Source organism: Streptomyces sp. NPDC048604 (assembly GCF_043199435.1).
In the GTDB taxonomy this organism is placed as follows: Bacteria; Actinomycetota; Actinomycetes; order Streptomycetales; family Streptomycetaceae; genus Streptomyces.
Genome location: NZ_JBICVX010000007.1, coordinates 209,765 through 223,358, shown reverse-complemented (window position 1 = coordinate 223,358; position 13,594 = coordinate 209,765). Strand labels below are relative to the sequence as shown.

Annotated in this window: 13 protein-coding genes; 4 read left to right on the top strand and 9 right to left on the bottom strand. The window is 70.8% G+C overall.

The genetic code is table 11. The annotated features are described in order from the left end of the window. Positions 1-11: 11 nt before the first annotated feature. From tal to pgl, 4 genes are read left to right on the top strand one after another with little or no spacing between them, the layout of a single operon-like run. Complete coding sequence (gene tal, locus ACGFMM_RS17165) at positions 12-1,130, top strand: transaldolase (protein ID WP_393647146.1); 1,119 nt, start codon at positions 12-14, stop codon at positions 1,128-1,130. A 4-nt stretch (positions 1,131-1,134) separates the two neighbouring features. Then, positions 1,135-2,667 carry a glucose-6-phosphate dehydrogenase gene (gene zwf / locus ACGFMM_RS17160; protein WP_393647145.1) on the top strand — a complete coding sequence of 511 codons (1,533 nt, stop codon included), beginning with the start codon at positions 1,135-1,137 and terminating at the stop codon, positions 2,665-2,667. Continuing rightward, positions 2,664-3,692 carry a glucose-6-phosphate dehydrogenase assembly protein OpcA gene (opcA, locus tag ACGFMM_RS17155; protein WP_393647144.1) on the top strand — a complete coding sequence of 343 codons (1,029 nt, stop codon included), beginning with the start codon at positions 2,664-2,666 and terminating at the stop codon, positions 3,690-3,692. Before zwf ends, opcA begins: the two co-directional genes overlap by 4 nt. Continuing rightward, on the top strand, positions 3,689-4,471 hold the full coding sequence (gene pgl / locus ACGFMM_RS17150) for a 6-phosphogluconolactonase (protein WP_393647143.1): 783 nt from the start codon (positions 3,689-3,691) through the stop codon (positions 4,469-4,471). Before opcA ends, pgl begins: the two co-directional genes overlap by 4 nt. Positions 4,472-4,541: 70 nt before the next feature. On the opposite strand, the gene ACGFMM_RS17145 is transcribed toward pgl, so the two are convergent. The 9 genes from ACGFMM_RS17145 to gap all read right to left on the bottom strand — a co-directional run bounded on the left by ACGFMM_RS17145 (position 4,542) and on the right by gap (position 13,498). Further along, the gene (locus ACGFMM_RS17145; protein ID WP_393647142.1) at positions 4,542-5,549 is read right to left on the bottom strand and encodes an acyltransferase family protein; all 1,008 of its coding nucleotides are present in this window, start codon (positions 5,547-5,549) and stop codon (positions 4,542-4,544) included. A gap of 176 nt (positions 5,550-5,725) precedes the next feature. Continuing rightward, positions 5,726-7,258 carry a PH domain-containing protein gene (locus ACGFMM_RS17140; protein ID WP_393647141.1) on the bottom strand — a complete coding sequence of 511 codons (1,533 nt, stop codon included), beginning with the start codon at positions 7,256-7,258 and terminating at the stop codon, positions 5,726-5,728. Next, a complete protein-coding gene (locus tag ACGFMM_RS17135) occupies positions 7,255-7,773 on the bottom strand; it encodes a PH domain-containing protein (protein WP_393647140.1) in 519 nt (172 codons plus the stop codon). The genes ACGFMM_RS17140 and ACGFMM_RS17135 overlap by 4 nt, the downstream gene beginning before the upstream one ends. Positions 7,774-7,778: 5 nt before the next feature. Then, positions 7,779-9,425: a glucose-6-phosphate isomerase gene (pgi, locus tag ACGFMM_RS17130; RefSeq protein ID WP_393647275.1), complete on the bottom strand. Its 1,647-nt coding sequence runs from the start codon at positions 9,423-9,425 to the stop codon at positions 7,779-7,781. 182 nt (positions 9,426-9,607) lie between these two features. Then, entirely contained in the window at positions 9,608-9,943 is a 336-nt protein-coding gene (locus tag ACGFMM_RS17125; protein ID WP_003957010.1) for an RNA polymerase-binding protein RbpA, read from the bottom strand. Between the two features lie 77 nt (positions 9,944-10,020). Further along, positions 10,021-10,251, bottom strand: coding sequence for a preprotein translocase subunit SecG (secG, locus tag ACGFMM_RS17120; RefSeq protein ID WP_393647274.1), 231 nt, complete (start codon positions 10,249-10,251; stop codon positions 10,021-10,023). Between the two features lie 125 nt (positions 10,252-10,376). Further along, positions 10,377-11,153: a triose-phosphate isomerase gene (gene tpiA / locus ACGFMM_RS17115; RefSeq protein ID WP_393647139.1), complete on the bottom strand. Its 777-nt coding sequence runs from the start codon at positions 11,151-11,153 to the stop codon at positions 10,377-10,379. 7 nt (positions 11,154-11,160) lie between these two features. Continuing rightward, positions 11,161-12,372, bottom strand: coding sequence for a phosphoglycerate kinase (locus ACGFMM_RS17110; protein ID WP_393647138.1), 1,212 nt, complete (start codon positions 12,370-12,372; stop codon positions 11,161-11,163). Between the two features lie 115 nt (positions 12,373-12,487). Next, entirely contained in the window at positions 12,488-13,498 is a 1,011-nt protein-coding gene (gene gap, locus ACGFMM_RS17105; RefSeq protein ID WP_393647137.1) for a type I glyceraldehyde-3-phosphate dehydrogenase, read from the bottom strand. Between the last annotated feature and the right edge of the window lie 96 nt (positions 13,499-13,594).

Below are 13,594 nucleotides of genomic sequence, written 5' to 3'. Positions count from 1 at the left end.
GAGAACCTCTCATGACAGACGCACTCAAGCGCCTCTCCGACGAAGGCGTCGCGATCTGGCTGGACGACCTCTCGCGCCAGCGGATCACCTCCGGCAACCTGGCCGAGCTGATCGACCAGAGCCACGTGGTCGGCGTGACGACCAACCCGTCCATCTTCCAAAAGGCGATCTCGGAGGGCCACGGTTACGACCAGCAGCTCGCCGACCTCGCCGCCCGCAAGGTGACCGTCGACGAGGCCATCCGCATGATCACGACGGCGGACGTCCGCGACGCCGCCGACATCCTGCGGCCGGTCTTCGACGCGACCCAGGGCCAGGACGGCCGGGTGTCGATCGAGGTCGACCCGCGCCTCGCCCACGAGACGACGGCCACCATCGCCGAGGCCAAGCAGCTGGCCTGGCTGGTGGACCGTCCCAACACGCTGATCAAGATTCCGGCCACCAAGGCGGGTCTGCCGGCGATCACCGAGGTCATCGGCCTCGGCATCAGCGTCAACGTGACGCTGATCTTCTCCCTGGAGCGCTACCGCGCGGTCATGGACGCCTACCTGGCCGGTCTGGAGAAGGCCCGCGAGCGCGGCCTGGACCTCTCCAAGATCCACTCCGTGGCGTCCTTCTTCGTGTCCCGCGTGGACACCGAGATCGACAAGCGCCTGGACGTCATCGGCACGGACGAGGCCAAGGGCCTCAAGGGCAAGGCCGCGCTGGCCAACGCCCGCCTGGCCTACGAGGCGTACGAGGACGTGTTCGGCAGCGAGCGCTGGGCCGCCCTCGACAAGGCGCAGGCCAACAAGCAGCGTCCGCTGTGGGCCTCGACCGGCGTCAAGGACCCGGCCTACAAGGACACCCTGTACGTGGTCGACCTGGTCGCCCCGGGCACGGTGAACACCATGCCGGAGGCCACCCTGGACGCCACCGCCGACCACGGCGTGGTGACCGGGGACACCGTCCGCGGCACGTACGAGCAGTCCCGTGCCGAACTGGCCGCGATCGAGAAGCTGGGCATCTCGTACGACGATGTCGTCCAGCTCCTCGAGGACGAGGGCGTCGACAAGTTCGAGGCGTCCTGGAACGACCTGCTCAAGTCCACCGAGGCAGAGCTGGACCGCCTCGCACCTTCGGAGGCGTAACACCTTGAGCGCAGTCCACGGAGCCAACCCGCTCCGTGACGCCGCAGACCGACGGCTCCCGCGTATCGCGGGGCCGTCGGGCCTGGTGATTTTCGGTGTCACGGGCGATTTGTCCCGTAAGAAGCTGATGCCTGCCGTCTACGACCTGGCCAACCGCGGTCTGCTGCCGCCGGGCTTCGCGCTCATCGGCTTCGCCCGCCGCGAGTGGCAGGACGAGGACTTCGCGCAGGAGGTCTACGAGGCCGTCAAGACCCATGCCCGCACCCCGTTCCGCGAGGAGGTGTGGCACCAGCTGATCCAGGGGATGCGTTTCGTCCAGGGCGACTTCGACGACGACGACGCCTTCGAGCAGCTGAAGTCCACCGTCGACGAGCTGGACAAGGCGCAGGGCACCGGCGGCAACTTCGCGTTCTACCTCTCGGTACCGCCGAAGTTCTTCCCCAAGGTCGTCCAGCAGCTCAAGAAGCACAAGCTCGCCGAACCCCCCGCGGGGTCCTGGCGGCGCGCGGTCATCGAGAAGCCCTTCGGGCACGACCTGGTCTCCGCGAAGGAGCTCAACGAGGTCGTCCACGACGTCTTCGCCCCGGACCAGGTCTTCCGCATCGACCACTACCTGGGCAAGGAGACCGTCCAGAACATCCTGGCGCTCCGCTTCGCCAACACCCTCTTCGAGCCGCTCTGGAACCGGTCGTACGTCGACCACGTCCAGATCACGATGGCCGAGGACATCGGCATCGGCGGCCGGGCCGGGTACTACGACGGCATCGGCGCCGCCCGTGACGTCATCCAGAACCACCTCCTGCAGCTGCTCGCGCTGACGGCGATGGAGGAGCCCGCCTCCTTCGACGCGGACGCGCTGGCTGCGGAGAAGACCAAGGTGCTCGGCGCGGTGAAGCTGCCCGAGGACCTGGGCGGGCACACCGTGCGGGCGCAGTACACGGCCGGGTGGCAGGGCGGCGCGAAGGCCGTCGGCTACCTGCAGGAGGACGGCATCGACCCCAAGTCGAAGACCGACACCTACGCGGCCATCAAGCTGGAGATCGACAACCGCCGCTGGGCGGGCGTCCCCTTCTACCTGCGGACCGGCAAGCGCCTGGGCCGCCGGGTCACCGAGATCGCGGTGGTCTTCCAGCGCGCTCCGCACTCCCCCTTCGACCACACGGCGACCGAGGAGCTGGGGCAGAACGCCCTGGTCATCCGGGTCCAGCCGGACGAGGGCGTGACGCTGCGGTTCGGCGCCAAGGTGCCGGGCACGCAGATGGAGGTCCGGGACGTCTCCATGGACTTCGCCTACGGCGAGTCCTTCACGGAGTCCAGCCCGGAGGCCTATGAGCGGCTGATCCTCGACGTGCTGCTCGGCGACTCCAACCTCTTCCCGCGGGTCGAGGAGGTCGAGCTGTCCTGGAAGATCCTCGACCCGATCGAGCAGTACTGGGACAAGCACGGCAAGCCCGCCCAGTACCAGTCCGGGACCTGGGGGCCGGTCGAGGCGGACGAAATGCTCGCACGAGACGGACGGAGCTGGCGCCGGCCATGAAGACCGACCTGACTGACACCACGTCAAGCAAGATCAACAAGGCGCTGGTGCTCGGACGGCGGGCGCTCGGCACGCCGGCCATCGGCATGGTGCTGACCCTCGTCATCGTCACCGACGAGGAGAACCAGTACGACGCGCTGAAGGCCGCCAACGAGGCGTCCCGCGAGCACCCCTCGCGGACCCTGGTGGTCATCAAGCGCGCCGCCCGCTCGGCGCGCGACCGGGCCAAGGCCCGGCTCGACGCCGAGGTGCGCCTCGGCGCGGACGCGTCCACCGGCGAAACGGTTGTGCTGCGGCTGTACGGCGAGGTCATCGACCACGCCCAGTCCGTGGTGCTGCCGCTGCTGCTGCCGGACGCCCCGGTCGTCGTCTGGTGGCCGGTCAACGCGCCCACCGACCCGGCCAACGACCCGCTGGGCGCGCTGGCGCAGCGCCGCGTCACCGACGCGTACGCCTGCGAGCAGCCCATCGACGAGCTGGCCGCGCGCAGCGAGGCGTACACCCCGGGCGACACCGACCTGGCCTGGACCCGGATCACGCCGTGGCGCTCGATGCTCGCCGCCGCGCTGGACCAGGTCGTCTGCCAGGTCGGCTCGGCCGCGGTGGAGGGCGAGGAGCTGAACCCGAGCGTCGAGCTGCTGGCCATGTGGCTGGCGGACCGGCTGAACGTGCCGGTGAAGCGCCTGGTCTCGCCCGGCCCCGGGCTGACGTCCGTACGCCTGGAGTCCGACTGCGGGCCGATCGTGCTCGACCGGCCGGACGGCTCGCTCGCCACGCTCTCCATCCAGGGGCAGCCGGACCGCGCGGTGGCGCTCAAGCGCCGCGAGACGGCCGAGCTGATCGCGGAGGAGCTGCGCCGCCTCGACCCGGACGACACCTACGCGTCGGCGCTGCGATACGGAGTGGCGCGCCTCGCCGAGGAGGATGCGCCGAACCCGGCGGCGGACGGTGCTTCTGCTCCGGCCGACGCCCCGAAGGCGGCCGCGGCGAAGAAGGCCCCGGCCAAGAAGGCGGCCGGCAAGTGAGCACTCCCCAGCTCGTCGTGCACCGCGACAAGGAGCTGATGGCACAGGCCGCGGCGGCCCGGCTGATCACCAAGGTGGTCGACGCCCAGGCCGCCCGCGGCTCCGCGTCGGTGGTCCTCACCGGCGGGCGCAACGGCAACGGCCTGCTGGCGGCGCTCGGTTCGGCCCCGGCCCGGGACGCGGTCGACTGGTCGCGGCTCGACCTGTGGTGGGGCGACGAGCGGTTCCTGCCGGAGGGTCACCCCGACCGGAACGTCACCCAGGCCCGCGAGGCGCTGCTCGACCTGGTGCCGCTGGACCCGGCGCGGGTGCACGCGATGCCCGCGTCGGACGGCCCGTACGGGTCCGACGCCGATGCGGCGGCCGCCGGGTACGCCGCGGAGCTGGCCGCCGCGGCCGGTCCCGAGGACCATGCCGGCGTACCGTCGTTCGACGTGCTGATGCTGGGCGTGGGCCCGGACACCCATGTCGCCTCGCTGTTCCCGGAGTCGCCGGGGGTGCGGGAGACCGGGCTGACGGTGGTGGGCGTGCACGGCGCGCCGAAGCCGCCGCCGACCCGGGTCTCGCTGACCCTTCCGGCGATCCGCGCGGCCCGCGAGGTCTGGCTGCTCGCCGCCGGCGAGGACAAGGCGAAGGCCGCCGCCCTCGCGCTCTCCGGCGCGGGCGAGGTACAGGTCCCTGCGGCCGGCGCGTACGGCCGCTCCCGCACCCTGTGGCTGATGGACGCGGCCGCCGCCTCGGCCCTGCCCCGCGAGCTGTACCCCCCGGCCTCGGCCTGACAACCCCGGCCCACGAGAAGGCCCGGACCCGCAGCGACTGCGGGTCCGGGCCTTCGGCGTGAACGGGGTCTCAGCCGCGCCGTGCACTCCTCAGGAGCAGTCGCCTGCCGGGGAGTTCGACACCGTGGTAGAGCACCGCGGACAGGGCGAGGGAGACCGTGAAGGCCACTGCGGTGACACCCAGGGCCGTCAGGGTGTCGAACTGCGGCTTGCTCCCCAGCAGCGGCACGCTCAGCTGCAGCACCAGCACGTGCACCATGTAGAACGAGAACGACCACTCCCCCAGACGTACGAGGCGGGTCCCGCGCCACATCGACGGGTGCCCCTCGATGTCGGCGACCGCCGCCGCCGCGATGAGCAGGGTGAAACCGAGCGCCGTGGTCGACGCGTACGAGCCGGGGATGTACGGGGCCATGAAGTAGCCGACGAGGGTGACCGCCATCGCCCCTTCGAGGCCCGGACCACGCCAGCGGCCGAGCTGGACGAGCCGGGCGGCGGCCACGCCGAGCACGAACTCGGGCAGTCGTGCGAGCGGCAGGCTGTAGAGCACGATGCCGGTGTCGAGGTGCGTGTTGACCTTGGGCAGGAACATCACCACGGCCAGTGCGGCCACGAGCACGGCGGTCAGGGTGCGCGGGCCGATCCGTCGCACGAGCGCGTAGACGAGCGGGAAGCAGGCGTAGAAGAAGGCCTCGCAGACGAGGGACCAGCTGACCGGGTTGACCGCCTGCCACCACTCGATCTTCCATGCGTTCAACAGCAGGAGATTCGCGACGACTTCCCTGTACCCGTGGGGCTTCAGGGCCGGCAGCACGGTGAAGGCGAGTCCGAGCGCCAGGAGCGCGGTGGCCAGATGGACCGGATAGATCCGGGCGAGCCTGCGGCGCCAGAACGCCACGACCCGGTCGCCGGGCCGCGCGGACCAGGCCAGGACAAACCCGGACAGCACGAAGAAGAAGGTGACTCCCACCTTGCCGAAGCCGAAGGCCCAGTTGACGAGGTCGCTGTACTCGCCGCCGAAATAGCCGAAGTTCCGTATGTGGTAGAGGAACACGAGGAGCGCGGCGGCCCATCGCATGCCCGTCAGAGACGGGAGCTGTCCTCCGTAACCACGCCCGCCCTCACGTGCCGCGTCCGTACGTGCTGCGTCGGGCGTGGGCGTTTCGAGCAGCGCTGTGCGCAAGGTTCGGCTCCATTCGGCGGTGCAACGAGCGTCCTGCCGCGGCAGGAGCGGAACATGCTACGTGCCGGGGCTCAGCCCTCTGGATCAGGGGTGCGCTCGAGGAAGGGCGCGAGCAGGTCGGGCACGGCTTCGGCGGCGAAGGCGAGGCCCTCCGGAGCGGCGGCGTCGTAGACGCTGTACGCGCCCGCGCCGGCGGCTGTGGTCGCGGTCAGGGTGAGGACGCCGGCGCGGCGCTGGAACCAGGACTGCTTGACCGTCCAGCCGATGACCCCGCCGCGCTGGAGGGCGACGGTGCTGCGGCGCAGCACGCCGGAGCGGGCCAGCAGGTACTCGCCCGTGATGCCGTGGCCCAGGTTGCGGTACGCGTCCCGGGCGGCGAGCAGGGCGAGCGGGGTGAGGACGAGGGCGCAGGCCCCGGCGACGTACCCCAGCACGCCGACGTCGAGCAGCACGCCGAGGACGGCGAGGACGACGACGGGCACGGCGGCCGAGCCGAGCGCCCAGCGGACCCGCCGGTCGCGGGCGGCGCGCGGGTGGGCGGTCAGCGGGGCGCTCGTGGGGGCGACGCACTCGCGCAGCACCTGCGCGGCGACCGTGTCGGCGACGGTGCGGGGCGCGGGCGGCAGCAGGGTCTTGTGGTCGGCGTGCTGGCTCTCGTCGTCCTCGGCGATGCCGGTGGCGACCGCGTCGACCCGGGCGGCGCCGAAGGTCCGTACGCCGAGCGGCTCGATCAGCTCCACACCGCGCAGCCGCCGTTCCTCGACCGATATCGAGCGGGCGGTGAGCAGTCCGCGGCGAACCCGGAGGGTGCCGCCGGGCTCGCGCTCCAGTGTGTAGTTCCACCACATCTCGACCCAGAGGCCGAGCGCGCCGACGGTGCCGGCGAGCAGCGCGGCCAGCACGAGCACGGTGATCATCGAGAGGATCGAGGTGCCCTCGAAGCGGGCGCGCACCCAGTCGATGACCGCGGCCTGGGCCCCGAACCACTCGCTGACCTGCATCACCGCTCCGGCCGCCGCGCCGCCGAGCGCGGGGGCGACGAAGGAGACCGGGGCGTAGCGGATCCAGCCCGGGTCGAGCGCGGCGAGCGGGCCGTCGTGCGCGGGGTCCGCGCCGGCCGCCGCGGGCCGGTCGAGCAGCAGCCGGCGCAGCCGCTCGCCCTCGGCCCGGGCGACCGGGTCGAGTTCGAGGGTGGACTCGCCGCCGGAGTGCTCGCCGGTGCCGATGCGGACCTTGACCAGGCCGAGTATCCGCAGCAGCGGATGGGCGGTGAGGTCGACGCTGCGGATCCGCTCGCGGGCCAGCGACCGGCGGGTGACGAGCAGCAGGCCGGTGTGCAGCTCGGCCCGCTCGGCGCCGATCCGGTAGCGGGTGCGCCGCCAGCGGACGTAGTCGGCGGCGGTGCCGCAGGCGATCATCACGACGGAGCCGGCCAGCACCCAGACCACGGCCTGCCAGAGCGGCATCCCGCTCGCCAGGCCGAGCGCGGTCGGTACGGCGGCGCCCGCGGCGACTCCGCCCGTGACGGCGGCGCTGACCAGCAGCGTCCGCCGGTCGAGCCGCTGCCAGTCCTCCTCCGTGCCCTCGGGGCCGAGGGCGGTCACGTGGCGTCCCCGGGCGTGTCTCCGGTGATCAGCGTGAGCCGTTCGGCCAGCTCGGCGGCGAGCTCGTGGTCGAGCCCCTCGATCCGGATCGCGCCCCTGGAGGAGGCGGTGGTGACCGTCACCGTGGCGAGCCGGAAGGCCTGCTCCAGCGGGCCGCGCACGGTGTCCACGGTCTGGATCCGGGACATCGGCGCGATCCGCCACTCCTGCCAGAGCGCCCCGGTGCGCACGTACACGGCGTCGTCGGTGACCTCCCAGCGGTGCACCCGGTACCACCAGCGGGGGAGGAACGCGGTGCAGGCGAGGCCCACGGCGGCGAGCACCGCCGCGGGCAGCAGCAGCCAGAACCGGGCCGGCGCGATCAGCGCGCCGAGCACGCCCAGGATCACCACCGGCACGGCGGTCGTGATCAGCAGCTGGGTCCGCCACCAGCCGACCGCCCGGCCGTCGAGCTCGTTCCTCGGCGGCCGCAGCCGTACGTCGCCCTGCACTTCGTCCTCCCCCGTGGTGGTCATACGGTTCAGCGGCCCCGCAGCGTCCGGTAGACCGAGACGAGGCCGGCGGTGGAGCCGTCCAGCGCGTCCGCGCCCTCGCCGGTGAGCAGGACCGGTTCGATCCGCTTGGCGAGGACCTTGCCGAGCTCGACCCCCCACTGATCGAACGAATCGATGTTCCAGATCGCTCCCTGGACGAACACCTTGTGTTCGTAGAGCGCGATCAGCTGTCCGAGGACGGACGGCGTCAGCTCCTCGGCCAGGATCGTGGTGGTGGGGTGGTTGCCCTGGAAGGTCTTGTGCGGGACGAGCTCCTCGGCCACACCCTCGGCGCGCACCTCGTCCGGGGTCTTGCCGAAGGCCAGCGCCTGCGTCTGGGCGAAGAAGTTCGCCATCAGCAGGTCGTGCTGGGCGACCAGACCGGGCCGCAGGTCGGCGACGGGCCGGGCGAAGCCGATGAAGTCGGCGGGGATGAACTTGGTGCCCTGGTGGATCAACTGGTAGTACGCGTGCTGGCCGTTGGTGCCGGGGGTGCCCCAGACCACCGGTCCGGTCTGCCAGTCGACGGGCCGGCCGTCGCGGTCGACGGACTTGCCGTTGGACTCCATGTCGAGCTGCTGCAGATACGCGGTGAACTTCGACAGGTAGTGCGAGTACGGCAGCACCGCGTGCGACTGGGCGTCGAAGAACGCGCCGTACCAGACGCCGAGCAGGCCGAGCAGCAGCGGCGCGTTCTCCTCCGGCGGGGCGGTGCGGAAGTGCTCGTCGACGAGGTGGAAGCCGTCGAGCATCTCGCGGAAGCGCTCCGGCCCGATGGCGACCATCAGGGAGAGGCCGATGGCGGAGTCGTACGAGTAGCGGCCGCCGACCCAGTCCCAGAACTCGAACATGTTGGCCGTGTCGATGCCGAAGTCGTGGACCTTCTCGGCGTTCGTCGACAGGGCCACGAAGTGCTTGGCGACGGCCTCCTGACCGGCGTTCAGACCCGTCAGCAGCCAGTCCCGGGCGGAGGTGGCGTTGGTGATGGTCTCGATGGTGGTGAACGTCTTGGAGGCGATGACGAACAGCGTCTCGGCGGGGTCGAGGTCGCGGACCGCTTCGTGCAGGTCGGCGCCGTCCACGTTGGAGACGAAACGGAACGTGAGGTTCCGGTCGGTGTAGGCGCGCAGTGCCTCGTAGGCCATCGCCGGGCCGAGGTCCGAGCCGCCGATGCCGATGTTGACGACGTTGCGGATCGGCCGGCCGGTGTGGCCGGTCCACGCGCCGGAGCGGACCCGCTCGGCGAAGGCGGCCATCTTGTCCAGGACGGCGTGCACGCCGGGCACCACGTTCTCGCCGTCGACCTCGACGACGGCGCCCCGCGGGGCGCGCAGGGCGGTGTGCAGGACCGCGCGGTCCTCGGTGGTGTTGATCTTCTCGCCGCGGAACATCGCGTCGCGCAGCTCGGCGACGCCGGTGGCGGCGGCCAGCTCGCGCAGCAGGGCGAGGGTCTCGTCGGTGACCAGGTTCTTGGAGTAGTCGAGGTGGAGCTCGCCGACGCGCAGGGTGTACGCGGCGCCGCGGTCGGCGTCGGCGGCGAACAGCTCGCGCAGCCGGGTGTCGCCCAGCTGCTCACGGTGCTTGGCGAGGGCGGCCCACTCCGGCATCCGGTCGAGCCTGCTCCTGGTGTTCATCTCGGACATCGCCCACTTCTTCTCGTGCCTGCTTGCCCCGCTGCGTCCAACCTAGTTGATCGGGCGGGTCGGACGTGCGAGGCAAAGCGGACGGGCGTGCGAGGCGAAGCGGACGGGCGTGCGAGGCGAAGCGGACGGGCCCGGCCCGCGACTTCACGTCGCGGGCCGGGCCCGTGTGCTGCTCAGATCTCGCCGCGGAGTTTGGCCAGAGCCTCGGCGAGGATCGCCTCGCCGTCCGCGTCGCTGCGCCGCTCCCGCACGTAGGCGAGGTGCGTCTTGTACGGCTCGGTGCGGGGCGGGTCCGGCGGGTTGTCCCGGTCCTGGCCGGCCGGGAATCCGCAGCGGGGACAGTCCCAGGTGTCGGGAACCTGCGCGTCGCTGGCGAAGCTCGGCTGCGTCTCGTGCCCGTTCGAGCACCAGAAGGAGATGCGGAGGCGCGGTGCCGACTCGCCCCGCTCGGCCTCCCCCATCGGCCCCGCTCCGACCCGGCTTCCCCGGATCGCGTTGCCACTTGCCACGGTCGTAACTCCCTGCGTGATGGTGCTCGAAGATGCACCAGTCTACGTAAGGCCCAACGCGCGTCCAGTGATTGGAGTTACACGTCCAGCTTCATCAGCAGGGCAAGCACGACAATGCACGCGAACCACAGCAGACCGACCACGATCGTGATGCGGTCGAGGTTGCGCTCGGCGACCGACGAGCCACCCACGGACGACTGCATACCGCCGCCGAACATGTCGGAGAGGCCGCCGCCCTTCCCCTTGTGCATCAGCACGAGCAGCATCAGCAGCAGGCTGAAGACGATCAGGGCGATCGAGAACCCCATAACCACGGCTGGACCCTACTTCCTGGCAATTCTCGGATGTGTACGACGGGGGCCGACAGGCGCACAGCCCGGCGGCCCCCGCAAGAGTACGACGGATCGTCGCTACCGCATACTCACTGGTCGCGTCACTGGTCGCGGAAGCGGACGATCTTGACGAACTCGTCCGCGTCCAGCGACGCGCCGCCTACCAGGGCGCCGTCGACGTCCGGCTGCGCCATGATCGCGGCGACGTTGCCCGACTTCACGGAGCCGCCGTACTGGATGCGGACCTTGTCGGCCAGCTCCTGCGAGTACAGCTCGGCCAGCCGGCCGCGGATCGCCCCGCAGACCTCCTGGGCGTCCTCGGGGGTGGCGACCTCGCCGGTGCCGATGGCCCAGACCGGCTCGTACGCGATCACGACCGTCTCGGCCTGCTCGGCCGGGACGTCCTTCAGACCGCCGTCGAGCTGGGCGAGGGTGTGCGCGACCTGGTTGCCGGCCTTGCGGACCTCCAGGCCCTCGCCGATGCACAGGATCGGGGTGAGGCCGTGCTGGAACGCGGCCTTCACCTTCGCGTTGCACAGCTCGTCCGTCTCGGCGTGGTACTCGCGGCGCTCGGAGTGGCCGACGGTCACGAACGTGCAGTTCAGCTTGGCCAGCATGGCGCCGGAGACATCGCCGGTGTACGCGCCGGAGTCGTGCGGCGAGAGGTCCTGGGCGCCGAACTTCAGCTTCAGCTTGTCGCCCTCGATCACGGTCTGGACGGACCGCAGATCGGTGAAGGGCACCAGGACCGCGACCTCGACGGCGTCGTAGTCCTTCTCGTTCAGGGCGAAGGAGAGCAGCTGGACATGGCGGATGGCCTCGAGGTGGTTGAGGTTCATCTTCCAGTTGCCCGCCATCAGCGGGGTGCGGGTCGTCATCGGGGGATCAGTCCTCCAGTGCGGCGAGGCCGGGGAGCGTCTTGCCCTCGAGGTATTCGAGGCTGGCGCCGCCGCCGGTCGAGATGTGGCCGAAAGCGTTCTCGTCGAAGCCGAGCGTGCGCACGGCGGCGGCGGAGTCGCCGCCGCCCACGACGGTGAAACCGGGCGAGTCGAGCAGGGCCTGCGCGACCGCCTTGGTGCCGTTCGCGTAGTCGGGGTGCTCGAAGACGCCCATCGGGCCGTTCCAGAACACGGTGCCCGCGTCGGCGAGCTTGGCCGCGTACAGCTCACGCGTCTTCGGGCCGATGTCCAGGCCCTCCTGGTCCGCCGGGATGGCGTCCGAGGCGACGGTGTCGGGGTGGGCCGGGGCCTTGGTCTTGAGGTCCGGGAATTCGGAGGAGACCAGGACGTCGACGGGCAGCACGAACTCCACGCCGCGCTTCTCCGCCTCCGCCAGGTACTCCAGGCACTTGTCCTTCTGGTCGGCCTGGAGCAGCGAGATGCCGACCTCGTGGCCCTTGGCGGCCAGGAAGGTGTAGGCCATGCCGCCGCCGATGAGGATGCGGTCGGCCTTCTTGAGCAGGTTGTCGATCACGCCCAGCTTGTCCGAGACCTTGGCGCCGCCGAGGACGACCACGTACGGCCGCTGGACCTCGTCGGTGAGCTTCTTCAGGACGCCGACCTCGGTGGCGATGAGGGAGCCGGCGGCGTGCGGCAGCTTGCCGGGGAGGTCGTAGACCGAGGCGTGCTTGCGGTGCACGGCGCCGAAGCCGTCGCCGACGTACAGGTCGGCGAGCTCGGCGAGCTGGGCGGCGAAGGCGTCGCGCTCGGCGTCGTCCTTGGAGGTCTCGCCCGGGTTGAAACGCAGGTTCTCGATGACGGCGACCCGGCCGTCGGCGAGGCCGGCGACGGTGGCCCTGGCGGACTCGCCGACCGTGTCGGTGGCGAAGGCCACCTCGGCGCCGAGCAGCTCGCCGAGCCGCGCGGCGGCCGGGGCGAGGGAGAAGGCCGGATCCGGCGCGCCCTTGGGGCGGCCCAGGTGCGAAGCGACGACCACCTTGGCGCCGGCCTCGGCCAGCGCCTTGATCGTGGGCTGCACGGCGCGGATGCGCCCGTCGTCGGTGATCGTGTCGCCGTCCAGCGGCACGTTGAGGTCGGCGCGGACGAACACCCGCTTGCCGGCCACGCCCTCGGCGAGCAGCTCGTCGATCGTCTTCATGGGGTTACGCACTCCTTGCAGGTCGGAACGGGCAGCACACAGGGCAGGGCCCGGACAGTGCATCTTTGCACTGCCCGAGCCCTGCGCTTACATCAGATGCCTTGCTCTGGACGGTTCAGAGCTGCTCGCCCACGAAGACCGTGAGGTCGACGAGACGGTTGGAGTAGCCCCACTCGTTGTCGTACCAGCCGAGAATCTTCACCGAGTTGCCCTCCTGGACCATGGTCAGGGAGGCGTCGAAGGTGCAGGAGGCCGGGTCGCTGACGATGTCGGAGGAGACGATCGGGTCCTCCGTGTAGACGAGGACGCCCTTCAGGTCGCCGTCCTCGGCGGCCTTCTTGAACGCGGCGTTGACCTCGTCCTTGGTGACCTCGCGCTGGAGCTCCACGACGAGGTCGGTGGCCGAGCCGGTCGGGACCGGGACGCGCATGGCCATGCCGTCGAGCTTGCCCTTGAGCTGCGGGAGGACCAGGGCGGTGGCCTTCGCGGCGCCCGTCGTGGTCGGGATGATGTTCTCCGCGGCGGCGCGGGCACGGCGCAGGTCCTTGTGCGGGAAGTCCAGGATGCGCTGGTCGTTGGTGTACGCGTGGACCGTCGTCATCAGGCCCTTGACGATGCCGAAGTTCTCGTCGAGGACCTTGGCCATCGGGGCGACGCAGTTGGTGGTGCAGGACGCGTTGGAGATGACGTGGTGCTGAGCCGCGTCGTACTTGTCCTGGTTGACGCCCATGACGATGGTGATGTCCTCGTCCTTGGCCGGAGCCGAGATGAGGACCTTCTTGGCGCCGCCGGCGAGGTGCTTGGCCGCGTCCTCGCGCTTGGTGAAGATGCCGGTGGACTCGATGACGATGTCGACGCCCAGCCGACCCCAGGGGATGTCGGCCGGGTTGCGCTCGGACAGCACCTTGATGGTGTGTCCGTCGACGGTGATGGTGTCCTCGGTGTGGGTCACCTCGGCCTTGAGGCGGCCCAGAATCGTGTCGTACTTCAGCAGGTGAGCGGTGGTCGCGGTGTCACCCAGGTCGTTGACAGCCACGATCTCGATGTCGGCACCCTGCTCAAGGAGCGCGCGGAAGTAGTTGCGACCGATGCGGCCGAAGCCGTTGATGCCTACGCGGATCGTCACGAACCGATCTCCTCGTGAGAGTACGCCGGGTTTAGACGCCGGCGAGTTCTTTTTTAGGGATGTCCCCGACCGCCTCCGACCCTACCTCCCCCAACG

What these genes read in the sequence shown, in the direction of transcription:
- tal (WP_393647146.1), top strand. Translation starts at nt 12, where the DNA reads ATGACAGACGCACTCAAGCGCCTCTCCGACGAAGGCGTCGCGATCTGG.
- opcA (WP_393647144.1), top strand. Translation starts at nt 2,664, where the DNA reads ATGAAGACCGACCTGACTGACACCACGTCAAGCAAGATCAACAAGGCG.
- ACGFMM_RS17145 (WP_393647142.1), bottom strand. Translation starts at nt 5,549, where the DNA reads ATGCGATGGGCCGCCGCGCTCCTCGTGTTCCTCTACCACATACGGAAC.
- ACGFMM_RS17135 (WP_393647140.1), bottom strand. Translation starts at nt 7,773, where the DNA reads ATGACCACCACGGGGGAGGACGAAGTGCAGGGCGACGTACGGCTGCGG.
- pgi (WP_393647275.1), bottom strand. Translation starts at nt 9,425, where the DNA reads ATGAACACCAGGAGCAGGCTCGACCGGATGCCGGAGTGGGCCGCCCTC.
- secG (WP_393647274.1), bottom strand. Translation starts at nt 10,251, where the DNA reads ATGGGGTTCTCGATCGCCCTGATCGTCTTCAGCCTGCTGCTGATGCTG.
- tpiA (WP_393647139.1), bottom strand. Translation starts at nt 11,153, where the DNA reads ATGACGACCCGCACCCCGCTGATGGCGGGCAACTGGAAGATGAACCTC.
- ACGFMM_RS17110 (WP_393647138.1), bottom strand. Translation starts at nt 12,372, where the DNA reads ATGAAGACGATCGACGAGCTGCTCGCCGAGGGCGTGGCCGGCAAGCGG.